The 25,723-nt window shown below is 47.6% G+C and carries 28 protein-coding genes; 20 read left to right on the top strand and 8 right to left on the bottom strand.

The window, feature by feature from the left end:
- Positions 1-18: 18 nt before the first annotated feature.
- Positions 19-621 (bottom strand): YhcN/YlaJ family sporulation lipoprotein, encoded by a 603-nt coding sequence (locus tag HPY27_RS03845; RefSeq protein WP_174224375.1) that lies wholly within the window; start codon positions 619-621, stop codon positions 19-21.
- A gap of 202 nt (positions 622-823) precedes the next feature.
- On the opposite strand from HPY27_RS03845, the gene HPY27_RS03840 reads away from it, so the two are divergent.
- Positions 824-2,158, top strand: coding sequence for a PhoH family protein (locus HPY27_RS03840; protein WP_069849661.1), 1,335 nt, complete (start codon positions 824-826; stop codon positions 2,156-2,158).
- Positions 2,159-2,493: 335 nt separating this feature from the next.
- Here HPY27_RS03840 and HPY27_RS03835 read toward each other — a convergent pair whose 3' ends face one another.
- Positions 2,494-2,970: a DinB family protein gene (locus HPY27_RS03835; RefSeq protein WP_017249590.1), complete on the bottom strand. Its 477-nt coding sequence runs from the start codon at positions 2,968-2,970 to the stop codon at positions 2,494-2,496.
- A gap of 137 nt (positions 2,971-3,107) precedes the next feature.
- On the opposite strand from HPY27_RS03835, the gene HPY27_RS03830 reads away from it, so the two are divergent.
- Both HPY27_RS03830 and HPY27_RS03825 read left to right on the top strand, forming a co-directional pair.
- Positions 3,108-3,554 (top strand): hypothetical protein, encoded by a 447-nt coding sequence (locus HPY27_RS03830; protein ID WP_017249589.1) that lies wholly within the window; start codon positions 3,108-3,110, stop codon positions 3,552-3,554.
- 82 nt (positions 3,555-3,636) lie between these two features.
- Positions 3,637-4,176: a hypothetical protein gene (locus tag HPY27_RS03825; RefSeq protein ID WP_173622208.1), complete on the top strand. Its 540-nt coding sequence runs from the start codon at positions 3,637-3,639 to the stop codon at positions 4,174-4,176.
- Between the two features lie 53 nt (positions 4,177-4,229).
- On the opposite strand, the gene HPY27_RS03820 is transcribed toward HPY27_RS03825, so the two are convergent.
- The gene (locus tag HPY27_RS03820; protein ID WP_173622207.1) at positions 4,230-4,730 is read right to left on the bottom strand and encodes a hypothetical protein; all 501 of its coding nucleotides are present in this window, start codon (positions 4,728-4,730) and stop codon (positions 4,230-4,232) included.
- A gap of 63 nt (positions 4,731-4,793) precedes the next feature.
- Here HPY27_RS03820 and HPY27_RS03815 point away from each other — a divergent pair, with 63 nt between their 5' ends.
- Together HPY27_RS03815 and HPY27_RS03810 are read left to right on the top strand one after the other, a co-directional pair.
- Positions 4,794-5,441 (top strand): MBL fold metallo-hydrolase, encoded by a 648-nt coding sequence (locus HPY27_RS03815; protein WP_017249586.1) that lies wholly within the window; start codon positions 4,794-4,796, stop codon positions 5,439-5,441.
- A gap of 94 nt (positions 5,442-5,535) precedes the next feature.
- Positions 5,536-6,792 (top strand): CapA family protein, encoded by a 1,257-nt coding sequence (locus tag HPY27_RS03810; protein ID WP_174224374.1) that lies wholly within the window; start codon positions 5,536-5,538, stop codon positions 6,790-6,792.
- A gap of 13 nt (positions 6,793-6,805) precedes the next feature.
- On the opposite strand, the gene HPY27_RS03805 is transcribed toward HPY27_RS03810, so the two are convergent.
- The gene (locus HPY27_RS03805) at positions 6,806-7,879 is read right to left on the bottom strand and encodes a hypothetical protein (protein WP_174224373.1); all 1,074 of its coding nucleotides are present in this window, start codon (positions 7,877-7,879) and stop codon (positions 6,806-6,808) included.
- A 93-nt stretch (positions 7,880-7,972) separates the two neighbouring features.
- Between HPY27_RS03805 and HPY27_RS03800 the strand changes: the two genes are divergently transcribed.
- Complete coding sequence (locus tag HPY27_RS03800) at positions 7,973-9,070, top strand: class I SAM-dependent methyltransferase (RefSeq protein WP_174224372.1); 1,098 nt, start codon at positions 7,973-7,975, stop codon at positions 9,068-9,070.
- 49 nt (positions 9,071-9,119) lie between these two features.
- Here the strand turns inward: HPY27_RS03800 and HPY27_RS03795 are convergent, their stop codons facing one another.
- Positions 9,120-9,386, bottom strand: a complete 267-nt coding sequence (locus HPY27_RS03795) for a DUF2626 domain-containing protein (RefSeq protein WP_017249582.1) — start codon at positions 9,384-9,386, stop codon at positions 9,120-9,122.
- A gap of 137 nt (positions 9,387-9,523) precedes the next feature.
- Positions 9,524-10,222: a helix-turn-helix transcriptional regulator gene (locus HPY27_RS03790; protein WP_173622203.1), complete on the bottom strand. Its 699-nt coding sequence runs from the start codon at positions 10,220-10,222 to the stop codon at positions 9,524-9,526.
- Between the two features lie 280 nt (positions 10,223-10,502).
- Here HPY27_RS03790 and HPY27_RS03785 point away from each other — a divergent pair, with 280 nt between their 5' ends.
- From HPY27_RS03785 to HPY27_RS03775, 3 genes are all read left to right on the top strand, one after another.
- Positions 10,503-10,880: a Spx/MgsR family RNA polymerase-binding regulatory protein gene (locus tag HPY27_RS03785; protein ID WP_016740704.1), complete on the top strand. Its 378-nt coding sequence runs from the start codon at positions 10,503-10,505 to the stop codon at positions 10,878-10,880.
- Positions 10,881-10,967: 87 nt separating this feature from the next.
- Positions 10,968-11,735 (top strand): enoyl-CoA hydratase/isomerase family protein, encoded by a 768-nt coding sequence (locus HPY27_RS03780; RefSeq protein WP_174224371.1) that lies wholly within the window; start codon positions 10,968-10,970, stop codon positions 11,733-11,735.
- A 134-nt stretch (positions 11,736-11,869) separates the two neighbouring features.
- Positions 11,870-12,511, top strand: a complete 642-nt coding sequence (locus HPY27_RS03775) for an RsfA family transcriptional regulator (RefSeq protein WP_173622201.1) — start codon at positions 11,870-11,872, stop codon at positions 12,509-12,511.
- Positions 12,512-12,603: 92 nt separating this feature from the next.
- Here HPY27_RS03775 and HPY27_RS03770 read toward each other — a convergent pair whose 3' ends face one another.
- Positions 12,604-13,071 carry an N-acetyltransferase gene (locus tag HPY27_RS03770; RefSeq protein ID WP_007723302.1) on the bottom strand — a complete coding sequence of 156 codons (468 nt, stop codon included), beginning with the start codon at positions 13,069-13,071 and terminating at the stop codon, positions 12,604-12,606.
- A 275-nt stretch (positions 13,072-13,346) separates the two neighbouring features.
- Between HPY27_RS03770 and HPY27_RS03765 the strand changes: the two genes are divergently transcribed.
- The 10 genes from HPY27_RS03765 to HPY27_RS03720 all read left to right on the top strand — a co-directional run bounded on the left by HPY27_RS03765 (position 13,347) and on the right by HPY27_RS03720 (position 23,373).
- Positions 13,347-14,702 (top strand): acetyl-CoA carboxylase biotin carboxylase subunit, encoded by a 1,356-nt coding sequence (locus HPY27_RS03765; protein ID WP_173622200.1) that lies wholly within the window; start codon positions 13,347-13,349, stop codon positions 14,700-14,702.
- Between the two features lie 36 nt (positions 14,703-14,738).
- Positions 14,739-14,951 (top strand): biotin/lipoyl-containing protein, encoded by a 213-nt coding sequence (locus HPY27_RS03760; RefSeq protein WP_015892116.1) that lies wholly within the window; start codon positions 14,739-14,741, stop codon positions 14,949-14,951.
- Positions 14,952-15,003: 52 nt separating this feature from the next.
- Complete coding sequence (locus HPY27_RS03755) at positions 15,004-15,903, top strand: hydroxymethylglutaryl-CoA lyase (RefSeq protein ID WP_174224370.1); 900 nt, start codon at positions 15,004-15,006, stop codon at positions 15,901-15,903.
- 38 nt (positions 15,904-15,941) lie between these two features.
- Positions 15,942-16,715 (top strand): enoyl-CoA hydratase-related protein, encoded by a 774-nt coding sequence (locus HPY27_RS03750; RefSeq protein ID WP_017249576.1) that lies wholly within the window; start codon positions 15,942-15,944, stop codon positions 16,713-16,715.
- A 17-nt stretch (positions 16,716-16,732) separates the two neighbouring features.
- Entirely contained in the window at positions 16,733-18,271 is a 1,539-nt protein-coding gene (locus HPY27_RS03745; RefSeq protein ID WP_174224369.1) for an acyl-CoA carboxylase subunit beta, read from the top strand.
- Positions 18,272-18,443: 172 nt separating this feature from the next.
- A complete protein-coding gene (locus HPY27_RS03740) occupies positions 18,444-19,409 on the top strand; it encodes a ketopantoate reductase family protein (RefSeq protein WP_174224368.1) in 966 nt (321 codons plus the stop codon).
- Positions 19,406-19,804, top strand: coding sequence for a DUF3397 domain-containing protein (locus tag HPY27_RS03735; protein ID WP_017249573.1), 399 nt, complete (start codon positions 19,406-19,408; stop codon positions 19,802-19,804). Before HPY27_RS03740 ends, HPY27_RS03735 begins: the two co-directional genes overlap by 4 nt.
- 52 nt (positions 19,805-19,856) lie before the next feature.
- The gene (locus HPY27_RS03730; protein WP_007717657.1) at positions 19,857-20,414 is read left to right on the top strand and encodes a helix-turn-helix domain-containing protein; all 558 of its coding nucleotides are present in this window, start codon (positions 19,857-19,859) and stop codon (positions 20,412-20,414) included.
- Between the two features lie 123 nt (positions 20,415-20,537).
- Entirely contained in the window at positions 20,538-22,160 is a 1,623-nt protein-coding gene (gene bshC / locus HPY27_RS03725) for a bacillithiol biosynthesis cysteine-adding enzyme BshC (RefSeq protein WP_017249572.1), read from the top strand.
- 160 nt (positions 22,161-22,320) lie between these two features.
- Complete coding sequence (locus HPY27_RS03720) at positions 22,321-23,373, top strand: S-layer homology domain-containing protein (RefSeq protein WP_174224367.1); 1,053 nt, start codon at positions 22,321-22,323, stop codon at positions 23,371-23,373.
- 39 nt (positions 23,374-23,412) lie between these two features.
- On the opposite strand, the gene HPY27_RS03715 is transcribed toward HPY27_RS03720, so the two are convergent.
- The gene (locus tag HPY27_RS03715) at positions 23,413-24,675 is read right to left on the bottom strand and encodes an APC family permease (RefSeq protein ID WP_173622195.1); all 1,263 of its coding nucleotides are present in this window, start codon (positions 24,673-24,675) and stop codon (positions 23,413-23,415) included.
- 111 nt (positions 24,676-24,786) lie between these two features.
- On the opposite strand from HPY27_RS03715, the gene HPY27_RS03710 reads away from it, so the two are divergent.
- Positions 24,787-25,716, top strand: coding sequence for a LysR family transcriptional regulator (locus HPY27_RS03710; RefSeq protein ID WP_026043164.1), 930 nt, complete (start codon positions 24,787-24,789; stop codon positions 25,714-25,716).
- Positions 25,717-25,723 lie beyond the last annotated feature (7 nt).

Here is a 25,723-nt window from a genome sequence, read left to right as displayed (position 1 = left end):
GGGATACCTCTTTTTCTTTTAAGGGGTTCCTGTACGATTTGCGTTGATTTTGTTTTGTCCTTGCGGCTCTTTGTGCATGCGTTTTTCTTTTACTTGAGAAGGTGTTTCATTGCGAGGCTGCACACTGCGCGGCAGTTGGGGAATGATCCGACCTACGATATCCGCCAACTCTTCCGTAATACCGGCAACAGGATGGCCGCGACGAATATCATCTCTCATTTCCCGTAAACGCTGTACGACGGCAGGGTCTGCGGTTACGACAGCGTTCGCTCCTTGAGGGTCTTCTTTCAGTGCTTCCGCAACCGTATACTTAATGACGCCGACTTCTGGGCGATCCAAATTCGGGTCTACAGTAATACCGACTACAGCATATTTACCCAAGACCACAGCAGTCGCGCTGTGTACCCTTTTCACACGTGTTGCCAGTTGGGCCAGACGATCAGCGGTGGCTTGAGAAGATTGATTATAAGCAGGCTCAGGAGCTGTTTGCTGAACGCGTTGCGTATGAGTGGCATGCTTCGGCTGTGCAGCCTGATTGGCTGGTGGATTTTTGCCCGACATGCATGCTGTAAGCAACAAGCTAAAACCGAGGCAGCAGATCATGATCCGTTTCACAGGCATTCTCCCTTTCCCAGTATTGCCTTCCTTCTTGAGGAGGGCAGGGTTACAAGTATTTTGTTCTGGGCTGCCGATTTTCATTCTGCCAATGGGTCGTCTATCTCTGTCTACCTGAACATAGACTGTAGTACATCACGTCGCCGCACTTGAGCATCCCTCCAAAAATTGCATAGGGTATATAAGAAGGGTAATAGGAGGCGAGATTTTGAAGAAAATCTACGTACTGGACACCAACGTACTCCTGCAAGATCCAAGGGCGATGTTTTCTTTCGCTGACAACGAAATAGTCATACCAGCTGTCGTATTAGAAGAAATCGATTCCAAAAAGCGGTACATGGATGAAATTGGCCGCAATGCTCGGTACGTATCTCGGCTCTTTGACAGTTTTCGTGAGCTGGGGCAATTGCACACTGGTATTACCCTAGAAACAGGCGGGTTGTTTCGGGTGGAACTGAATCATTCCTCTTTCCACCGCCTTCAGAAACAATTCACAGAAATGAGTAATGACAACCGCATTTTGGCGGTCGCACTAAACTTACAGGAGGAGGAAAACGGAAAACCACAGCCAAGACCGGTCATTTTGGTAAGTAAGGATGCTCTCATGAGAGTCAAGGCTGATGCATTGAATATTTCCGCAGAGGATTTTCTTTCGGATCGAGTTGTGGGGGAGTTCTCCAGTATTTACCCGGGGTATCAGAAGATGATGGTAGCGTCCGATATCATCAAGAACTACTACGCGACAAGAAAGCTGCAGTTGGCCTCCTGTTTTCCACGCTATCGCTTTTACCCTCATCAATTTTTAGTGCTGAAGGACGAATGCAACCCATCTATTTCAGCGATTGGAAAGGTCGACCCGGACGGAAAAACGTTAGAAATGCTTGTGTCAGATGATGATCCGATTTGGGGCATCCGAGCCCGTAACGTACAGCAACGGATGGCAACCGAATTGCTGCTACGAGATGATATTCCTTTAGTAACTATGACCGGTAAGGCCGGTACAGGAAAAACTTTGCTGGCATTAGCAGCGGGCCTGCTGCAAATCGAGGACCAGCAAAAATACAAAAAACTGTTAGTGGCAAGACCTATCGTTCCGCTTGGAAAAGACATCGGTTATTTGCCCGGCGAAAAAGAAGAAAAGCTTCGACCGTGGATGCAACCGATTTATGATAATTTGGAATATTTGTTTAACACAAAGCGCCCAGGTGATCTGGATAAAATTTTGGCAGGCATGGGTAGTTTGCAGGTGGAAGCTTTGACGTATATTCGTGGGCGCTCCATCCCCGAACAATTTATTATCATTGATGAAGCGCAAAACTTGACAAAGCATGAAGTGAAGACGATCCTGACGAGGGTAGGGGACGGCTCGAAAATTGTACTAATGGGTGATCCTGAGCAGATTGATCATCCATACTTGGATGAGAGCAACAACGGTTTAACCTACGTGGTAGAAGTATTTAAAGACCAAAAGCTGGCTGGACATATCCAGTTGGAAAAAGGCGAACGGAGTGTGCTTGCACAGCTGGCCGCAGATTTATTGTAAAGAGAATGTATGAAAAACAGTGAGGAGGTCATACTATTTTTGTCGAGCCCGATGATTCATGTAAGTAAACGGCGAAATGCCTTGCAGGAGGCGAAGATCCGTGGATAATCATGATCAAGCAATCGACGAAAGTCGTATGGAGATTAACCGATTCCTTTAGCTACTTTTCTCTACGATGGAGGTTGAAGAGCCAAAGAGAATAACCGGTAGAACCCCATAAGCAATTCGGGCTCGACAAGGACCGCTCCTCATTGGAGCGGTTTTCATTTTTTGCAGATTCGGAGGCAAAAAGAAAAACGCGGATAATAAATTCCCGCGTTTTTGTCCGATTTTCCTTATTTAGCAGCTGTGATCGCATTTCGCAATGACGAAATACATCCGATGTGCATCCCTTCATGGAAAAGAGTGAAGACCATCATTTCCCCATAAGTATGCATAGTACCTTTGTCTCCTAGCTGAAACGGTTTTGGCAATGGATCATTCAATCGGGAATGCAATTCTTCTTTAATACGCACATGTTGTTCTTTTAGCTCTGCAGCTAAGGTCTCGAGGGAAGGTCCTTCTTTTTGCCAATCAGCAGGCTTGGTTCCTGGAGCAAACATGGCTGCGTAATACGGAGGACATTTCATTCCTTCTGATCCGAAGAGCAAGTAATCTTGTGTCAGGAGAATATGACCAAGATTCCAGCGAATGTTGTTTTTAAAGCCATCTGGAACCACGTCTGCTTCTTCCTCGGTTATTTCCGTCAATCTCGCCAAAAACATTCCGCGAATCAAGTCGTACTGATTCCATACAAAAGAAAAGTCCTGCATAGCAATCCCTGCCCTTCCTCATATTTACATGCACCAACATGTTACCGTATAAACAGAAAAGGGGAAATATACAAACTGTAAAAAATTTGCAAGTTGTCCCTCCATCTCCATACATATGTACAAAGGGGGGAAGCATGATGGTTACGTTGGATTCATCTATTTCTTTTTTGATTTATATAACAGCGGTGTCCAGCGCGGCAGCAGGTGTCACGGAAGCTTTTAAATCAGTCGTTCCCTTTTTGGCGACGGACTATGAGGCGAAAGAAAATTGCTGGGAGGATCAGTATCACGCTGCTAGACTGATGCACTACAAGCGCTTTTTCAATCTGCTTATTTCCGTATTGGCTGCTGGTGTCATTTTTGGCATGCTTGGTCTGGATCCAGCTCTCATTTTAACTGGTGCTGAATCCGCTTATGTAAAAAATTCGTGGCAGTTAGGAACCTGGATGTGGGGAATTGTAGCGGTGTTTGGTTCGCCTTTTTTCGCATCACTCCTCAAAATACTAGAGAACTTCAAACAATCGGTGGACAGCAATCTGCCGCCTAATCGACCGCGCCGCAAAGTCAGCGGAACACGAGAATAAGCTCGTCTCCCTATGGTTGCCCGATGCTTGCCGGATAAGCTAAGATAACCAAAAGAGTGGTAGCAAAGGTGGGCACAGGTGAATGATGTGGAAATGCTTGCGAATGACTGCAGTTTGGGTATTAACAGTTGTTGTCTTGGCGGCGTGTTCGGCCCAGTCGGAACCAACTGCTACATTTGACTCTGAAAATCAAAAGGAATACGGAGTCAACGGCATGTATCTCGGGCAGAACATAAAAGAAGCGATGGATATTTTGAAGCCGACAAAAGCTGATTTTATGGATATGGTGACAAGGCAAAGTTACACGGTAGAGCAGATGTCGCAGGGTGCGGGAGATGCTGTAATGGGGATGCTGCTGGTTGATCAGACCCAGATGATGATCAAAGTCCACAAAGGTGAATTGACATCAATCATGCTGGGAGGAGTTCCGCGTGAGGACGGGCAAAAATTCAAAACATACCGAGGACTCGCCATGTTTGACAGTGCTGAACAGCTAGAGAAGCTGTACGGAAAAGGAAAAGGCGAACCAGAAGTGGTATTTGAGGGCAGTAAATACACCGCCAATTTTGGTCTTGTGGACAATCAAGTAGCGTGGTTCCGATTTGATCGTAAATCATCGTAAAAAGGAGAAGGGAGTTCGCTTATGAGGAACTCCCTTTTTTGCGTGTAAAGGATTCATTTAGTCGGATGGTGCCAAACGAGCTTCACTTGATAAGCCTTCGCGATTCCCTCTGCCAGTGGAATCAAGCTTTGATCGATCAGGTAGGCTTCGGGTTGTTGTGTATTTTCGGGTATTACGCCTAAAATGTGCTCACGGAGTTGCTCCGTAGCAGCCCACTGATCTTCTGAGTGGGATGGAGCCCCGAGCGTTACGATGGCAACTTGATCTGCATATACATACAAATGTTCATTTTGGGAGACAAAACCGATATCATCGAGTTGATCGATTGTGGTTGCTGACGGGAGCAGCAATAGGGAAAAGGCATCGCCTAACATGTTGGACTTCTCCAAAATGGTTTCCAGCTTCTCCAGTTCGGCTTGATTCTCTAAAATAAAAAGCAGTTTGTCCCGATCAAAGACATTGACATGATCTCCGATTTTATGTATGACTTGAGCATAGAAGCCAGGGAGCTTCCCGGCTGGTACATTCAGTTCAATTCCGTACATATGGCGCATGTCATACCCCCATGTTTGCAAGCGTGTTTTTTCTATCGTATCAAAAAATCAAGGAGGTTTCCTATGACGAATCAAAATCTTGCCATTGAATCCTATGCGTTGGGAGCATTCCAAACCAATGCGTATGTGGTGACAAACACCGATACCAATCAAACCATTGTGATTGACCCGGGTATGGAGCCAGATCAGTTGCTTCGTGCTCTCGCAAATAAAAACGTCGTTGCCATTCTTTTGACGCATGCCCACTTGGATCATATTGGTGGTCTCAACCAAGTAAGAGAATTGACAAAAGCACCGGTTTACATTCATCCACTGGAGCAGGAATGGCTCACAAACCCTGATCTCAACGGATCTCGACGCTGGAATCTGCCTGAACTCATCGTATGTGAGCGGGCCGAGCACGAACTGGAGGATGGTCAGACTCTGGAACTGGCAGGTTTTCACATTCAGGTGCTGCATACGCCAGGGCATTCACCAGGCAGCTGTTCATTTGTCATTGGCCAGCACTGCTTCGGTGGCGACGTTCTGTTTAACCAAAGCATCGGGCGTACGGATCTCTTCGGAGGAGATTACGAAACGCTGATGATCAGTATCCAAGACAAGCTGTTTGAGCTTGATGATGAAACCATTGTGTATCCAGGGCATGGACCGAAGACGACGATCGACTACGAGAAAACGTACAATCCGTTTGTCACAGGCATGCTCCGTTAAGTCACTTCATCATTCTTTATAAAATATGGGAGAGGATTTTGTCAGGTGGTGGAGAAAAGGAAGGGGTCACCATTTACTAAAGGAGCTATTCATTATGAAGCGAACATGGAAATGGGCATTCATTCTCGTTATCGCCTGCACGAGTCTGGTTGGGTGTGCAGCACCCATCGCCCAAGCAGATAAGACCAACCAAGCTCCCAACGTGAAAGCGCCTGATCCCGCAACACCACCGCAGACAGCGCCCAATCATCAGGAGACACAACCTCCGACTTTGCCATCAAGATTTCCGGAACAGCGTATCTCCCTTCTTGCTGTTGGGGATATCATGATGCATCAGGAGCAGTTGGATGCCGTCTGGGACCCAGCGACGAAAAGCTATGATTTTCAACGATTCTTCCCGAATGTCATCCCGATGTTCCGTGAGGCAGACTGGGTTATCGGCAATCTTGAGACAACGATGAGCGGTAGCAAGGCCAAATACTCAGGCTATCCGATGTTTAATTCTCCTGAGTCGCTGGCACATTCGTTGAAGGAATTTGGATTTACTGCGGTATCGACAGCGAATAACCATTCGATGGACCGCAAAGAACAAGGGGTTCTGCAAACCATCAAATATCTCGATGAAGCCGGTCTTCCGCACACGGGAACGTTTGCCAGTCCAGAGGATCGAGATGAGCCCTTGTTGTTGACCAAGGACGGATTCACGCTAGCCTTGCTATCGTATACGTACGGAACGAATGGAATCGCGATTCCAGAAGGCAAGCCGTATCTGGTCAATCTGATTTCGCCTGCGCTGATGAAAAAAGATATCGCACGGGCAAGAGAAAAAGGAGCCGATCTGGTTGCAGTGGCGCTTCATTTCGGAAATGAGTATCAACGCATGCCTAGTCCTGAACAAATCAACACCGCCGAGCAAGCTCTAACATTTGGAGCGGATTTGATTTTGGGGGCGCATCCACATGTGGTACAACCTTATGAATGGAAGACGGTTACCCTCGAAGATGGACGTCAACACAAAGGACTGATCGCCTATTCGTTGGGCAATTTCATCTCTGCGCAGCGTTGGGACTACAAGGATGTTGGCGCAATCCTGAAGCTTGTGCTGTACAAGAATGAGTCAGGAGAGGCCAGCATCGAAAGTGCTGAAATGATTCCGACCTACGTTCATTTTTATCGGAAAAATAATAAGCGCAACTATGTCATTTACCCGGTGTCAGAAACATTGGAGAAGCTGAAGCAGGGGCAGAAATACCCTACGCTGACGAAAGAAGCGATCCAGTACATGACACAATTGCAGAAGGAAATGCCGGTTCATGTCAATAAGGTTGTCTCCAAGAAAAAAGCCAGCTAACAAATAGCTGGCTTTACTTCTTTCCAAATCCAAATGGAAGATTGAATTGTAGCTGGAGTTTTAATTCTTCGTCCATCAGTGTGATGCCTTGCACTTGGATGTTGGGGGAGATCAGCTCCGGATAAAATCCGAGATCGTACGCTTCCTCCATTTCCTCCACGGTCGATTGAGGCAAGGCAAAGCCGTCAAAGTACAGCTCGGTAATGTGGAATTTGAGATGGGTAGGTGAGACGAGCTCATAGTTACCAACGAGCTTTAGCTCCATCTGATCATACGTGCCTTCCACGGTCAGCTTGTTATCCTCAAAGGCGAAATGGGATTGTTTAAACAAGGCGTCTTTCTCTATCAGAAAATTGTTGAAGTCAGTCTGATTGATGGTTAGTGTATGCTTGAGGAGACCTTCCGACTGAATTCGATCCGGCGTCGCCAACTCGGGAACTTGAACCATCACCTGCGCGAGCATTCCGAAGAAGGTCTGGAATGCGGGCAAACCACGTTTTTCCCAGTCTAAAATCAAGTGATTCATCATGGATTCCACAACTGTCGGGTTATCCAGCTTTTGTACGTTTTTTTCTTTTTCAGCGGCAACAGCGAGCATTTCTGCTAATTGAAGCTCGTATTTTTTTCGCAGCGTTTGAAGTTGGTCCAATCGATTCTTTTTGTCGGTTTGCATCGCAGTGAGCTTGGTGCGCTCAGTATGATAGGACTCTAGTCGAGACATGTCACGCTCGTACAAGATCTCGTAGAAGTCGTACATCAATAAGAACTGATTGAAATTTTCCGCATTTAATAGTAACGTCAGAAGATTAGTACGCTCGCCCATGTAATAGGACCGCGCTACCTCACCGGCCCGGCGTTGTGTCGCTTCCATCACCAGCTTTTGTCGTTGCAAATCGAGATCCATTTGAGCGATTTCCCCGTATGTCCGCGTCTCTTCTTCCTTGAGTAAGGTGAGGGTTCGCTCCAGCTCTTTTTGTGTAAAATGCTGCTGCAGGATGAGCTGCTCCAAAGGAGTAGAGGGCTCTTCCTGTGCGAATACCGTCAGTGGACATACAAGTAGGAACAAGACGAGAAGAAATTTGCGCATGATTTCACCTTTTGCTTTTGCCTTTCCATATTGTATGCTTCTTTTCGTATTATAGCCTTATCTAGTTGAATTTGGATAGCAGGAGAAGAGCTTATGACGATGATCGAACTGATTCGCGAGGAAATAGCAAGCCAACCAGGGAAAGCGATTACGTTCGCGCGCTTTATGGAGTTGGCCCTCTATCATGACACGTATGGATATTATATGGTCGAACAACCCAAAGTAGGCAAAGCGGGAGATTTTTATACGAGTGCATCGGTGCATCCTGTCTTTGCGGAAACAATCGCAGATGCAATCTTGGCATTGTGGGAGAAGTCGGATATTACTTCGCCTGTGCTCGTTGAGATCGGTGGTGGCACCGGGGCTGTTTGCCGACACATGCTGGAGCACATCCGTGAGAGCAAGCCAGAGGTATACAAAGAGCTGACGATCATTTTGATAGAGGCGAGTCCTTATCACCGGAAAATGCAGCAGGAGGCGCTCCAGTGGCACGAGGGTCCAAAGCGCTGGTATTCTTCTGTGAATGAAGCTGCCAAGCATGAAAAAATAGAAGGGGTTATTTTCTCGAATGAATGGCTGGACGCATTTCCAGTACATATTGTGGAGAAAACCAGATCCGGCTGGCAGGAAGTATGGGTGCGTGTTGGCGAGGATGGGTTGGAAGAGTGTCTGGGGGATATGACACCAGCGCTTGGGGAATATTTGCGCGAGCTAAACTTGAAGCTGCCAATCGGCATGCGGATCGAGATAAATATGGCGATGGAGCAAGCCGCACAAGAAGTTTCCAGCCTATTGAAAAAAGGGTTCGTCATCACGATTGATTACGGTGATCTGCAAGAAGAGCTTTACCATCCTAGTCGAAAAAACGGAACATTGATGTGCTACCATCGTCATCAGGCTCATACGAATCCGTATATCAACATAGGCGAACAAGACTTGACGACACATGTGAATTTTTCTGCGTGGCAAGAGTATGGAGAAAAGGTTGGTTTACGGGAAATAGACTATATGAGACAGGATCGGTTTTTGATGCGGAATGGCTTGCTTCATAAAGCGGTCGCGCATATGGATACAGACCCTTTCACGAGCGTTGCGATGAAACGGAATCGGGCGATCCAGCAGTTGATTGATCCTGCTGGCTTAGGTGGGCGTTTTTGGGTCATGGTCCAAGAGAAAGGCACCTGGGAGTAAAAGAAGAGGAAAACATAAAAAAAGATGCTCATGGCGAGCATCTTTTTTCTTACATGATCAATTGTAGAAAAGCGTGTTCTTGTGGTCCTACAGGCATCACGAAGAACGTGTAATACGTGAATCCAACAAAAGACAGGAACATGAAGCCGAAGAAAATGTTTAGGTATACTCGTTCAGTCAGATTCATGTAGCTCAACGCTACGAAGAATGCAGTCAAACTGAAGAAGATGAGCGCCATCGGGTACAACTCTGCCCAAAACGCCATCAACGCGATCACGATGGTCCAGAAACCAAGAACGCGATACATACGATCCATTTTTGTCCCCCCTTTTTGCCTCGATCGGTAAGATTTACAAGATTCCTCCCCCATTATATAGGACAGGTGAACACGTGTAAACGATAAAGGTATGACGGATTGTTGTCACCCGGGGAGGAAAGACTGGACTTGCGGTGCTAATACTGAATCAGCGTATAGTTGCAGGATTGGCATCCGCGAATTTTGGAATCATCCTCACGTAATTCAATGTTCCCCAAGTACGTTTCGAATATTCCCATCAACAGAGCGTTGTGCATCTGGCATACGGCATTCGGGTATTTTTTTGCGCTGTCAGAGAAGGTGCAATTATTTACGCGAAAACGCAGCTTTCCTTCATCCATTGCTTCGATGTCTGGTTTCAATCCCTGAGCCACGACAATCCGATGGATCAGGTCCAATTTTTCTTCCATAGAGGCTATTTCTAAATTGATTCCGCTTTGGACAACCGCCCGTTTTGCCATCTCAGTTCCAATGCGATGTCCCATTTTAATTAGAGCGGCTTCGCCAGCTTCGCCGAGCGAGAGCAGGCTTTCAATCGCGATATCGGCTAACAGCTGATAGTCACGAGGAGGGAATTGCAGACTCACAACCTGTTCAGACAGTGAGTACAACCGACTGGGACGTCCTCCCTTACCACTTTTGTCTGTAACAGCAGTGAGTAAATTCACGTCCTCCAACTTCGTCAAGTGCAAGCGTGCCACATTAGGGTGGATAGAGAAGTGATCAGCTATATCCTGAACCGTGATGGAATCTTTACTGTAGGCGACAAATTGGTAAATGGAAAAACGGGTGGGGTCAGCTAAAGCACTGGTTAACTTTTGCGCATCGTGGTCCATGCCGATACCCCTTTCTCAAAACAATCTCCATAAGTGTATCCCATTTTGTGTTACTTGTTAAGGTAGCAGTGTGCTACAACAGCATTTCGCATAAATTTTCGTCTAGTTTTTAGATTAACTACTATTGACATAGTGTTAATCAAGCATTAAAATCCAAAGTAAGGAAGGAAATTTTATTGGCTAACTTTTTGTAAGAGCTTGAAGCAAACATCACGAACAGCAAATCGTAAGACTTTTATAGATGAAATCATACGTGATAGATGAGATGGAGGGGTAACCAATGGCCGTTGCTGAACGTACACAAACACAAAAATTAACGTTTTTCACTTATCCTAGCTGCACATCCTGTCGCAAAGCGAAGGCATGGCTGGCAGAAAACGGAGTGAATTACGAAGAGCGTCACTTGTTCAAAAATCCACCGACAGCAGAAGAACTGCTTGATATTATTAAAATGACTTCAAATGGCTTGGATGAAATCTTGTCGACGAGAAGTCAGCGTTTTAAAAACCTGGATGTCGATATTAATGATATGTCAGTGAAGGAATTGCTCGAAATGCTTAGTGAAGAGCCTCAGCTTTTGAAGCGTCCGATCCTGACTGACGGTGAAAACCTGATCGTCGGATTCAATTCTTCCGCCATGAAAAATCTGTTGTCCTAATAAAGAGGGGGTAAAGACCTCCTCTTTTTTGTTTGTCCATCGAAAGGTAAAATAAAGCCACAAGCTGATAAAAAGGTGGGAGTTCTTATGGAGACCTTGCTTTTGCAAAAACAGGACGGTATCGCCACAATCACATTAAATCGACCGCATGTACATAATGCCATTAGCGTGGAGCTGGTTGATGAACTGCATCAGGTCTTGCGAGACTGCCAAGCCGATCCAGAGGTAAAGGTTCTGATTGTGACGGGGACAGGCAGAAGCTTTGTTTCCGGAGGCGATTTGAATCAGTTTATTGCAGCGCGCGGCTATGAACAGGCGCATCCTTTGCTCAGTAAAGTGACGGGGCTTTTGTCCGCCATTGATCAGAATTCCAAACCGGTGATTGCCATGATTAACGGTGCAGCGGTCGGAGGTGGCTGTGAGTTTGCGGGCGCGTGTCATTTTCGTTTTGCCAGTGACCGGGCGACCTTCGGGTTTGTACAAATCAGCATGCATATTACGACAGGCTGGGGTGGAGGAAGTCGGCTGTTGGACTTGTTGCCAGAGTCAAAAGCACTCGCTCTCCTGTTGACTGGTGACAGATTGCGTGCAGAGGAAGCTAAGTCCTACGGTTTTGTTGACGAGGTATACACGGAAGAGAAGCTACATGAGGAAGTATATCGTTTCGCTCGAAAAATCGCTGCCCAGCCGCTAGCCGGCATTGAGGCGTACATGAAGATTTTGCAGTGGAAGCGTATGGGCATTCCGCAAGAAGAACGAATCCGGAGCGAAGTGAGTCAATGTGCGCATCTTTGGGGTAGCCCTGAACACGTCGCCGTAGTGGAAAGCTTCCTGACTAAGCGCCCAACGTCCTGATCGATGTAGTCCATTTCGTTTAAACATTTATTTGCTTGGACATACTTTTTCTAGTAGAAAGCGATTCTACAAGAGTAGGGAAAAGCATAGGATGAATTACATCATCCTTTTTAAAGGTAACGGGAGGGACTCATATGGTAGCTTCCAGACAAGACGCATGGACCGAAGATGACGATCTAGTGCTGGCGGAAGTCACCTTGCGCCACATACGCGAAGGCGGCACACAGCTTGCTGCATTTGAAGAAGTGGGTCAAAGGTTAGGAAGGACAGCAGCTGCGTGCGGCTTCCGATGGAACAGTTGCGTGCGCAAACGGTACGATGCGGCTATTTCGATTGCGAAAAGCCAAAGACAGCAGCTGAAAAAGCTCGGGAGGATTCAAGTACCGCCCCCTGTGGTGGCTGAGGTCGAGGTCGTCGCGTTGCACACAAAACGATCTGAAACACCAGTAACAGAGGTACAAAAGTACGCGGATGTAGAGGAGCAGCAGATTGAAGCAGTCATTCGCATGCTCGTCAATCAAAAAGAAATGACTCGTCGTTTGCGACAATTGGAACAAGAGTTGGAAGGAAAAGAGTTGGAGTTAAAAGAATTGAAAGAAGCCCACGAACGCGCTAGAAAAGAACTGGATCAGGTTCAGGGGGTCAATGATGACTACCGTGCGTTGGTACAGATCATGGAACGTGCACGCAAGCTTGCTTTTTTACAGGAAGAGGATTCCAACAAAGCGATCTTCAAAATGGATGAAAACGGAAATTTGGAGCGCGTAGAAAAATAAGCGTAGAAATTAGGGATGAAAAAAGAAGCGGGCATTGATCCGCTTCTTTTTGTTTACGCATTCATTTGTCATTCATGTTGGGAAAGGAAGAGCTAGTCTTGCAGCTCTACGCTCTCTGGCAACCATACGTACGGGTTTTCACCACGATCACGCATGAGGTTGTATTTCACAGGCGTGAAGCCCATTTTCAACCAAAAATCGTCTGCGCGACAGCGTGAGTTGGTTTTAATAGGAGCTCCAAAGCTCTTCGCGTGGTTGACCAAAGCAGTTCCGTAGTCTTTGTGACGGTAGTCAGGCAGGACTTCGAGCTTCCACAGCTCATAATAGTCTTGCGCAGGTTGGAAGTAACGGTCGTATTTCCCGTCAATTTTGTAGAGGCTCATACGTGCTACCATAAGATCGTTGTCATAAATACCGTAAAATGGAGATTCCGAATCGTTTTCCACGATGTTCGCCTCCAGGTCTTCCTTCATAGAAAGCTCCTCCAGGCCAAATTCGCGAAACTTCTGGAATTCCTCCAGTGTCTTATAGTTGATTTGCAAACGTCTTACTTCAAACATGGTTAGCCACTCCTCTCACAGCTCTTTGCCTTGGCCACCTTTTGGCCCCGCCCCTTTATTATACACGATGATGGGCTTTTCCGAAGTGTTTTTCTTTTTTTATTGGAGGGATTGTCAGGAAATGATTTCGCTTCCTTGGAAAAATTTAAAATTTCATCCTAGAACTATGATCATTCTCGTGGCAAAATAGAAATAGCATCACATGATACAAACCAGGCAAACAATTTGGAAGCGCTTACGGTTGTAGTCGGTTTGTCAAAGAGGGGAGCGTTGCCATGCGTAAGGTATTAATCGCAAACCGTGGTGAGATTGCCAGACGAATTATCCGTACATGCAAGGCAAGAGGAGTGGCTACGGTTGCTGTCTATTCGGATGCAGACAAGGATCTGCCGTTTGTTCGTGAAGCAGATGAGTCAGTCCATATTGGTCCACCGCCTGTGCCACACAGCTACCTGAACGTAGAAGCCATTCTTGGAGCAGCGAAAAGCACCGGTGCCGATGCCATTCATCCGGGATACGGTCTTTTGTCAGAAAACGAAGCTTTTGCCCGCCGTGTTCTGGAGGAAGGTCTTCTTTTCATTGGTCCAACCCCGGAGGTCATCGGTCAAATGGGTGACAAGCTGACTGCTCGTCATATTATGGAGACTGCGGGAGTACCAGTCGTTCCAGGGTGCGAACAGGCTATCGATTCACCAGATGAAGCAGCTGTCATCGCGATGTCCATCGGATATCCTGTGATGCTAAAGGCCAGTGCTGGTGGCGGAGGAATCGGGATGCACATTTGTCGAGACGAGGCTGAGCTGCGTCAAGCTTACCAATCGGCGAAAGGTCGTGCAAAAGCGTATTTTGGTAACGATGCGATGTACATGGAGAAGTACGTGGAACGCCCGCGCCACATCGAAGTGCAGGTCGTTGCCGATCAGCATGGAAACGTCATCCACTTATTAGAACGGGAATGCTCCATACAGCGCAGACATCAAAAGGTACTCGAAGAAAGCCCGTCGCCCTTTTTGGACATAGCAACGAGAGAGCTTCTGTGCGATGCAGCGGTTACAGCGGCGAAAGCAGTGGGCTATTCGGGTGTTGGAACAGTTGAATTTATCGTAGATGAACAGAAAAACTTTTACTTCTTGGAAATGAATACACGCTTGCAAGTGGAGCATCCCGTGACGGAAGAAATGACGGGCATTGACCTCGTATCGCTCCAACTGGATATTGCCGATGGTCACCCGTTGTCGATCGAGCAAAAGGACGTCAAGGCTCTGCGGCACGCGATTGAGCTACGTGTCTATGCGGAAGACCCTGTCACCTTCCTTCCATCGCCAGGGACGATTACGTTATACCAGCCACCTGCATTTGAACATGTACGAATTGATGATGGGGTAGAGACAGGTACACAGGTGACTCCTTTTTACGACCCGATGATTGCAAAGGTCATTGTATCTGGGGCGACAAGACAAGAGGCTGTGCAACAGGCGCAGAAGGCTATGGATCATTTTCTGATTACTGGCATTAAAACGAACATTCCGTTTTTGCAAGAAGTATTACAGGACGACCAATTCCGAGCAGGTAACTATACGACATGGTTCGTTACTGAGCGTGGAGCGGCGTCAAGCAAGGAAAAACGCTAAGCTAATAAAAATGATAGGTAAGGGAGAGGACTATCCATGAAACAAGTAGCAGCCAATATGGCAGGAACTGTTATTAATGTCCTGGTTCAGCCAGGTGACGAGATCAATGAAGGACAAGACGTCCTTGTACTGGAATCGATGAAAATGGAAGTTCCTGTACAGGCTCAAGCCTCAGGCAAGGTTGTGGAAGTAAAAGCGAACATTGGCGATTTTGTCAACGATGGCGATATCATTGTCGTTTTGGAATAGGATTAGAATGCTTCTAAACTGAGCGACCGCTAGGCAAGGAGGTGGGCTTATAGTGCGTGTGCAAATCGTGGAGGTCGGCCCTCGTGACGGGCTGCAAAATGAGAGCGCGATCGTTCCGGCGGCAGCCAAAATCACGCTGATTCATAAGCTGATGGAAGCAGGCTTGAAGCGGATCGAAACAAGTTCGTTTGTGAATCCAAAATGGATACCGCAATTGGCGGATGCAGATGAGGTCTTGCAGGGAATCAATCGCAGCCAAGAGGTAACGCTTAGTGCATTGGTTCCAAATATTCGCGGTCTGGAGAGGGCGCGCCAATGTGGACTGACAGAGATTGCCCTGTTCATGTCTGCCTCTGAAACGCATAATCAAAAAAACATCAATAAACGGATAGAAGACACGTTTCCGATCCTGCGGGAGGTTGCCCAGGAAGCGCTGGCTCTCGGGATGAAAGTTCGCGGATATATCTCAACGGTGTTCGGTTGCCCGTACGAGGGAAATGTTCCGCTGGACAATAGCCGCAGGGTGACACAGGCTCTCTTGGAAATGGGAGTGTACGAGATTTCTCTCGGGGATACGATAGGGGTTGCAACACCGAAGCAGGTTCATGAGGTTTTTGGAGAACTTGTGAAAGATGTTACGAACGAGCGCTTAGCCGCCCATTTCCACGATACGAGAGGAACTGGATTGGCGAACGTAGCAGCAGCGTTAGCGGAAGGAATCCGGATCTTTGACAGCTCAATCGGCGGCCTCGGCGGATGCCCGTATGCCCCAGGAGCTGCCGGCAACATTTCGACTGAAGATTTGGTTTACATGCTGCATGGAATGGACTATGAAACGGGCGTCGATCTCGAGAAGTTGATTGAGGCTGGTGCGTATATTGGGCAGCAATTGGAAAAAGAGCTCCCCTCAAAAGTGCTGCGGGCATCGCTCGCAAGCAAACCAGCTGGATGATCTGTATGTTCTACACATTCGCAAAGAGGGGATAGAATATGACGGTTTCCCTGCAAAGAGAGGGCGCAATCGGCGTACTAACGCTGCAACGGCCAGAAGTTTTTAACTGCCTCAATCTTGAAACGCTCGTGACATTGCGCGGCTTGATCAGTGAAATCAGCCATGATCGTGACATCCGAACGGTCATTGTGACAGGTGCTGGCGACAAGGCGTTTTGCTCTGGTGCGGATTTAAGAGAGCGGCGCTCCATGTCACCACAACAGGTGGATGTCTATATCCAAACGATTCGAGATACGTTCACAGAGCTGGAAAAGCTACCGAAGCCAGTTATCGCGGCGATTAACGGGCTGGCGCTGGGGGGCGGTACAGAATTGGCGTTGGCGTGCGATCTGCGGATCATGAGTGAGCATGCCCAGATGGGTTTAACGGAGACATCGCTCGGGATCATCCCGGGTGCTGGCGGAACACAGCGTTTGCCTCGGTTGGTCGGAAAAGGCGTCGCCAAGGAACTGATTTTTACGGCAAGGCGAGTATATCCGGAGGAGGCACTGTCCATTGGGTTGATCAATCGGATTGTTCCCGCTGATCAACTTATGGCGACAGCGATTGCTGTGGCTGAGCAAATTTCAGCGAATGCTCCACTTGCCCTAGCCCAAGCCAAGTTTGCCATCGATTGTGGAGTGGAAGTCGAGCTAGCTAGCGGACTTCAGATTGAGAGCAATGCGTATAAGCTGCTCGTCCCGACGAAAGACCGCCTAGAAGGACTCGCAGCCTTTCAAGAAAAACGAAAACCGATATACCGCGGAGAGTGACGAGGGGGATTACGCTGATGACCAAACATTTGGAAGACACATTGCACGAAAAAATCGCCCAAGTAGTGCAAGGGGGCGATGCCAAGTATCATGACAAGCTCAAGGAGCAAAACAAGCTGTTCGTCCGCGATCGTCTCAAGCTATTGTTCGATGACGAGTTCATGGTCGAGGATGGGCTGTTCGCGAATGTCATGGCAGGCGATCTGCCGGCGGATGGAGTTGTGACCGCAATCGGCAAGGTAAATGGTCAAACAGTCTGCGTGATGGCTAATGATTCGACAGTGAAAGCCGGGTCTTGGGGATCGCGGACCGTCGAAAAAATTATTCGCATTCAAGAGACCGCTGAAAAAATGCGTGTTCCTCTTCTCTATCTAGTGGACTCAGCAGGAGCGCGTATCACTGACCAATTGGAGATGTTCCCAGGCCGACGGGGTGCTGGGCGAATTTTTTACAACCAAGTGAAGCTTTCCGGCAAAATTCCACAAGTGTGCATTTTGTTTGGACCTTCTGCTGCTGGTGGCGCTTATATCCCAGCTTTTTGTGACATAGTTATCATGGTCGACAAAAACGCGAGCATGTACTTGGGCTCTCCGCGTATGGCGGAAATGGTGATTGGAGAAAAAGTGAGCTTGGAAGAGTTGGGCGGCGCACGGATGCATTGCTCCGTCAGCGGATGCGGCGACGTACTGGCTGCCAATGAAGAAGAAGCGATTCAAGCAGCGCGCAGCTATCTCCGTTTCTTACCGGCGAACTATACGTTGACGCCTCCGACTGTACTGGCGAAGGCCCCTGTGTCTACAGCGAAGGAAATCACGAGCATCGTACCGGAGAACCAAAATGCAGCTTTCAATATGCATGATGTCATTACAGCATTGGTCGACGAGGATTCGTTCTTTGAAATCAAAAAATTATTTGCCCAAGAGCTGATTACCGGATTGGCACGTTTGGATGGAAAGCCTGTCGGTATTATTGCCAACCAGCCGCGTGTGAAGGGAGGAGTCTTGTTTGTAGATTCGGCTGACAAGGCGGCTCGATTCATCACGTTGTGCGATGCGTTTTCGATCCCACTCCTGTTCTTGGCGGATGTTCCTGGCTTTATGATCGGGACAGCAGTAGAGCGGGCAGGCATTATCAGACACGGGGCCAAAATGATCTCCGCCATGGCGGAAGCCACCGTACCGAAAATCTCCGTCATTGTACGCAAAGCGTATGGTGCTGGCTTGTATGCAATGGCCAGCTCTGCATTTGAGCCAGATGCTTGCCTCGCACTGCCTGGTGCCCAAATCGCCGTAATGGGTCCAGAAGCAGCGGTCAATGCCGTCTACAGTAACAAAATTCAGGCGATTGAGGACCCGGCAGAGCGTCAAGCGTTTATTCAGGAAAAACGCAGAGAGTATCAGGAGGACATCGATCTGTACTTACTGGCATCCAACTTGATTGTAGATGCTGTTGTACCTCCAAGCGACCTGAGACGAGAATTAATCCAGCGCTACGAGGTTTACAAGGAAAAGCGTCACGTTTTTTCGGACAGAAAGCATGCAGTTTATCCCGTATAATTCAGGGTTCAGGCTAACGTCAAAAGGCGATGGCCTGATTTTTTTTACAGAAAATGTGTGACAACCTAGGAATATTTCGATAATTTCGATCTTTTTTTGTGTCAATCAATTGAACAATCCCGAAAACTCTGTTATTCTTGAAAAATAAGCATTGATTAATGTGGGTGAACAAATGCTGCTAAAACCAAGGACGTGTCAGGTGGTAGTCATAGGTGGAGGGTCTGTCGGGCTGCTGTATGCAGCAAGGCTCGCACTCGCTGGACAACCTGTTACGATTGTTACACGCAGTTCACTCCAGGCGAATCAGCTAAATGAACGCGGGCTCAGCTTTCAAAAGCTGAATGGCGAAACAGTCACTATTCCTGTCACCGCCAGCCCCATTGAAGAAGGATTGCCTGAAGGGGATCTGTATCTGTTAACTGTAAAGCAGCCAGATTTGCACAGCGTGCTTCCAGCCTTACAAGGGGTAGACCTTGAGGCAAGAGTGATCGCTTTGCAAAATGGCATGGGTCATTACGAATTGCTTCGAACCGTTTTAACGGAGACACAGTGTTTCTTTGCAATTAATACGGAAGGAGCAAGGAGATTGTCGCCTACAGAGGTCGTGCATACCGGTACAGGTACTTTGCGCGTAGGTTCTTGGGAGACTTCTGATTGCAATGATCCATTGATTCGCACATTTGTTGAGTGGGCGCTATCAACAGGCATGGAGGCTGTCTATGAAAAGGCAATACAGCCCTTCGCTTGGCGCAAGCTCATCGCAAATGCGCTGATCAATCCGTTAACCGCGCTTTTTGAAATCCCAAATGGTGCTCTCCTCGAAAATTCACATACGCAACAGCTCATGCGTGCTTTATTTGTGGAAGCAGCTGCAGTGGCTGCCTATGCCGGACAAAAAATCGAGGATGCAGACTTGCAGGAAATTGTCTCCATTTGCCGAAATACTTCCCGTAATCTTTCCTCCATGTTGCAGGATATAAAGAAGCGCAGACCGACGGAAGTGCAGTCTATCAACGGCTATCTCGTCCAAGTAGGACAAAAGGCCAGGATTCCGACTCCACTGCACGAAACCTTGCTTCGCGTTATCCTTCTGAAGTCAGACATGGGAATACGGAAGGAGGGAGGCGACAGTAGATGACCTTTTTGGCGAATGTCTGGGCCTATTTGTGGGGTACGCTGACGGTTGTGCCGTTTCTCGGGTTTCCGCTCGTTTATTTCATCTTGTATGTGACGACGCGGAATAAGAAATTGGCAGGCCGCTTCGCGATAAATATCACGAATCTTTTGGTGATTCGTTCTGCCGTTTCCGCTTACGAACTGATCTGGCCCGAGGCTTTGTCCGCTTGGTGGTGGGTATTCTGCTTTTACCTAGTGGTAACCGTGCTTCTTGGGTGGGTACAGATGAAGTGGAAGGGGCGGCTCTCCCTCAAAAAGGTAGGATTTTCGGCCTGGCGTTTGTCGTTTCTCTGGTTTGGAATCGTCTACATAGTGCTGTTTACGACCGGAATTATCAAAACGATGGGTGTCGTGTAAAGCACTGTTGATACATATCGTATTTATTCCGATAAGAAAGAAGGTTGGAACTATGCGACTTCCCATCGAGACCATCGGTCACAAGATTCGAATGATTCGGAAAGAACGCGGCTTTACCTTGGAAATTATGGCAGGCAAGACAGGGTTAAGCAAAGGTTTGCTGAGCCAAGTAGAGCGTGGAATTTCGCAGCCGTCGCTTGATTCGCTGTGGAAAATCACCAAAGCTCTGGAGTCACCCATCATTCATTTTTTCGAGGATATTGATCAGAAGCAGGTGCATGTGACTCGCTTGCAAAAACGCAGACAACTAGTCTTTCCTGAATCGACGGGCACTTATTCGCTGCTCTCGATGGGAGGCAGTGCCAAGCTGGGGATGCTGGAAGTGCGACTGATGCCTGGAGAAATGGCTGTCGACAAATTCGTACAGTCTGAGGGAGAAGAGTGCTTCACGGTCATTACTGGTAGTGTGACAGCGCGCTTCAACGATGAAGAGCATGTATTGGAAGCAGGAGACAGTATTTCATTTGACAGTAGCAAAACACACTCAATCGAAAATACAGGAGAAACGGAAGCTTTGTTAATTTGGTCCGTCACCCCTCCACAATTTTAATGCAAGCGCGAACGAGCCTGTATTACACTTTGACAACCCATTAAAGTGGGTTGTCTTGTTTTTTGTGGCTGTGGAGCATGTTATAATTTTGATTGACCATGGCCCTAAGAAAGGTGAGCTAGCATGAATGTTGAATGTCTCGCGCTTCCATTGGCGAATCCGCTGGCACAGGAGTACCAGCAGCAAAATGCCTCTGCATTACAGTTTTTTGCGCATAATCCCTACCGAGAACAGTCCTACCGAGAACGCGTGGAATGGCTTCAAAGTCAATCCTATCCTCACCGGAACCAGCTCGTGGAAGGTTTATATCGTTTTAATAAAGAGATGGGTACTCACCCTGAAGCACTGAAAAATATCGAGTTGCTCAAACAGCCAGACACATATGTGGTCATCGGCGGTCAGCAAGCAGGAGTTCTGGGTGGACCACTCTATACAGTCAACAAAGCTGTTCATCTGATCCAGGCAGCGAAAAGGCTGTCTGCCGAGCTTCAGGCGAACGTTATTCCGGTGTTTTGGATTGCTGGGGAAGACCATGACATCGATGAGATCGATCATGTGTACTGGGGAGCGGACGATGGAAAGCGCCTGCATAAAGAGCGGCTGCCTCTGAACAAAAAGGGCCGCCAATCTGCAAGTACGCTACCCTTGGACCCTGAACTGTGTACACAGTTCCTGGAAAAGTTTTTCCAGGGACAAACAGAGACTGCCGAAACCAAGAAGATTCGTGAGTTGCTGACGCAGACTTCGGCGGATTCGCCTACAGTCGCAGAGTGGTTTGCCCGCTTGATGGCAAAACTGTTTGGCAAGCACGGTCTAGTTCTGGTTGAATCCTCGTTGCCATTTGTTCGTGAACTGCAGCAACCCATTTTTTCACAGATCATTGAGAACAATGAGCAATTGACAAAGGTGATGCTACGGGCGGCGGATCGGATTTCAACGGCTGGCTATCCGCTTCAATTGCAAGTGGAAGAGCATCAAGCTAATTTGTTCGTCTATGAGGGCAATGATCGATTGTTGCTAGAACGTCACGGGGAGCGCTTTATCAATCGGAGACGCTCTTACAGTCGCGATGAATTGCTCAAGCAGGTTGCAGATTCCCCGGAGCGTTTTAGCACAAATGTCGTTACTCGCGGGTTGATGCAGGAGCATCTGTTTCCTACGCTTGCCTTCATTGGAGGTCCTGGCGAGATTGCTTATTGGGCGTTTTATCGGGAGGTATTCGAGCTGTTCGGGATGCAGATGCCGATCGTATTGCCTCGTATGTCCATTACCCTTGTGGAAGGTGCTCAACAGAGACTGCTGGATAGCTTGGGGCTTTCTATGGAACAAGTCTTGACTGATTTCACCGCTTGGAAAACCGAGTGGTCCAAAAACCAGGCACCGCATCCGTTGGAGCAGCAATTCGCATCGGCAAGGGAGTTGATCATGTCGATCTATCGTCCGCTGGTAGAAGAGGTCGTTTCTTTGGATGGCGGATTGCGTGGTCTGGCTGAGAAAAATAGTAAGCTGCTATTAGAGCAAGTATCCTTTTTGGAAGAGCGTCTGATTCGTTCGCTACAGCAAAAAGATGATGTGGAGCATGTGCGTGTCCAACGAATTGAGACCGCTTTGTTGCCCGAAGGTGCTCTGCAAGAAAGAAAGCATTCGTTTTTCCCATTTGCAAATAAGTATGGTCTTGGCTTGGTTGACCGTTTAGTAGATGCGCCATTCGCGCATGATGGTACTCATCAACTTTATTACCTGTAAAATGCAGTACAAAATAGTCGGATCGTCCTAGAAGTGGACCCGGCTATTTTTTGTTGTTTAAGCTGATGGAAAACTTTTCTTCTAATTATGCTGAAACTTTTCCGACAAATTCTGCGTATTAGTAGTAATGGATTGTTTTTGGGGAAAGGTGGTACTCGGGATGCAGATTACATTACAACAAATCGGGAAAAAAGCCACTCTACTAGTTGTTAGCTTGTCGGTTTTATTGACGGGCATTGCAACCGCAGGATTGAAAAAGGCCGACGCACGGGAAGAATACGTGGCCAATTCACCTGCATTTATCGACACAAATGGACATTGGGCAGCAAAAGAAATAGGGATCGCTACCAAAAAAGGATTAATTAAAGGATTTCCCGACGGGACCTTTAAGCCAGAACAAACAGTGACGCAAGAACAGTTTTTATCCCTAATTGAACGCGTCATTCCTTCCTTTACAGGTCATGAGCCTGACAGCTTTATCAAAGAGACCTACTTGCAGGATGCTGCGGGACGTTGGTCGGAAAAAACCTATCACCATTTGGCTTCAGCGGGTATCATGCCATCCGGGAAGCCGACGCATAGCATGACACGGTTGGAAGCGGCAAGAACCTTGCTGGCAGCCATCGGGCATCAATCAGAAGGGGAAAAATATCGGGGAACGACAGCGAAATTTTTCACGGATCTTTCAGTCGAAAATGAAACACAGGTGATGACGGTCTACCCTGCCTACAAAATGGGGATTTTGGCTGGCTTTCCAGATGGAAGCTTTCGTCCTGATGACAAAATCAACAGAGCACAGGCAGTCGTCCTGTTAAATCGTTTGGAAACAAAAATCGACGAGCTGTACCCTGGCAATGTAGCAGAGAGCGAGAAAAAGGCAATGACACAAGCCGTCTCGTCATTTGTGGGAGACGTGATGGATAAGCAAAAGATTCGTCGCTTTGATGACTTGTCCGCGTATGTAAAGAAAAACAATCTACCTGTCAGCGAATCGTTTTTACGTGAGCATTTTTCGTTTATGCAGTATGAAGTGTATGATTATGTCCGGTTTCCGCAATTTAATGAGCTGATGTACTTTGCAAAAATCGGAATGAATAAATACAGAATGACGGTTCAATATTACGCAGGGGATTTGGGTGGAAGTGTCGATCGCACGTTTTACCTTTCCTCGAGCGATGGCAAAACGTTTAGACTGATTGGAAAAGATGAATAAGAAAAGAAGGCTGGGATATGACCCCAGCCTTTTTTTGTGTCAGGCATGCCGTTTTTGCCAGATAAAAAGGACGAATGCAATCACGAGGGGATAGAGGGCGGACCATCCCAAAAAAGGATAGAGTCCTACTGTACAGACGAGAGAAGTCCAGGAAGCGATTCGGCCTACGCGACTATTACGCAAGAGTCGTACACCAGCCAGACACCCGCCGATGTAAGTCGCAAAAAAGGTTGCATTAGGCAGCTCGATGAGTCTGGACAAGTCGATCATGTCGAAATAGAGTACACCGAGAACGAGGACAAAACATAGAGAGAGAAACAGAAGTCCGCCGGTTGGTGTCCGGTACTTGGCGTGGAGGGTGCCAAACCAGCGAGGAGCGATCTTTTCTTGCGCCAGCGAATAGGCGATACGTGAAGCAGCACCAATGTAAGCGTTGGCTGTTGCGATACAAATGAACAGTGCGGTTACGGCTACGATCCATCCGCCGGTCGGACCCAGGGAGAGTTGAACCATGACACTGAGTGAGGCAGCGGAGATACCGAACCCGTAGCTATGCGTAGCGACAGTCATAAAGGCCACGGCAAAATACAAGAGAGCGACGATTCCCGCGCTCCACAAAACACCGCGAATCGCGTTTTTCGCAGGATCGACGAATTCCTCTGAGAGATGCGTCACGGCTTCCCACCCAATGAAGCACCAGAACATCAGACCTGCTGCTTGCACGACACTCAACCAACCGTTTGGCATAAAAGGGGTAAAGTGCGTGACTGATGCATGCGGAATGCTTGCGACAATGGCCAAAATCAAAATCGTAATAATCAGCGAGACAACAATCGTTTGGACACGTGCAGCTACATGCAAGCCTATAACATTCATCATAAGGACAGCGAGAAGAAGCAGTGCAGCAGCCGCATAAACTTGCGACTCACTCCAGTTCAGCAGGATCGCAATGTAGTTGGCCCCTGTAACACTTAGAATCGGTGCGCCAATCGGGACAGACAAGAGAAAGAACCAGCCTACCATGTTTCCGAATCGATCCCCGTACGCTGTCCGTACAAATGTAGAGACTCCACCTGAGCTCGGATAACGAGCAGATAACAGCCCCATCGTAATGGCCATGGGCAGGACGAGAATAGACATGACGAGCCAAGCCAAAATGGAAGCAGGACCAGCCTTCTGCGCTGCGAGTCCGGGGATGAGTAGTACGCCGGAACCGATCACAGCTCCGATGTATAAGGCGACGATCTGCGGAAGTCGCAGTGTTTTGGCTAGACTGGGGGCTTGCGTCGATGATTTCCCCATAGGTAGATCCCTCACTTTTTTTACTTACCTTGTCGTTGGTAACTGAAGTGTAGCATAGACTTAATCATCGGAGTTATCTATAATATTAGATAATTCAAATCGATTTTTTCGATGAAAAGAGGGGGAAATCTGGATACTCGTTATTTGCAAACATTCCGTGAAGTAGCAAAATGCCAAAGTTTTACTCGTGCAGCAGAAATTTTAGGATACGCGCAGTCGAGTGTAACGACCCAAATTCAAAATCTGGAATCGGAGTTCGGTGTCAGTCTATTCGAGCGTTGGGGCAAAAAAATTAGGCTTACCCATGCAGGCGAAGTGCTTCTCGGCTACAGCGAACAGCTGCAAGCTGTATTAGATGAAGCAAAAGCGAATCTGTCAGAGCAAGCACATCTGGCGGGAACGTTGAGTATCGGAACAGTGGAGTCACTGGCAGCCTTTTATTTACCACCCTATTTGCAAAAATTTCGCTTGGAGCAGCCGCGTATGCGAATCATGCTTGCACCGGGCATCTGTCAAGACTTGAGGCAGGGGGTAAAGGAAGGGAAGTTCGATTTCGCCTTTGTGCTCGACTGGCTCCACGATCAATCTGAGCTGACAAATGTCGTTTTAGGTGAGGAAAAACTAGTTGTTGTGGCTGCGCCTACACACCCGCTTGTGAAAAAAGAGAAGGTAGAAACGCACGATTTTAGCGGGGAAACCTGGATTTTTACAGAAAAGGGATGCAGTTACCGAGGGATGATGGAATCGGTGTTGCGTGAAGCAGGAGCCACCGTGGAATCTTCTTTTGAATTTGGCAGTCTGGAAGCGATAAAACAATGTGTCGCATATGATTTAGGAATTGCGTTACTTCCGAAAATTGTCGTACAAGAAGAAGTAAAAAATGGTACACTTGTAATACTCTCGTTTTCCCATCCGGATATCCGTGTTTTCCGACAGTTGGTCTACCATAAAAAGAAATGGATGCCACAGGCTTTGTTACGCTTTTTGGAGTTACTTACGGTAGAAACTGCAGAGTGTAAAGTGCCGATAATAGGAAGATAATTGGAAA

It is taken from the genome of Brevibacillus sp. HB1.1, assembly GCF_013332445.1.
GTDB classification, from domain to species: Bacteria; Bacillota; Bacilli; order Brevibacillales; family Brevibacillaceae; genus Brevibacillus; species Brevibacillus porteri.
Note: the sequence above shows the minus strand (reverse complement) of the source record. Positions and strands in the feature narration are given on the sequence as shown.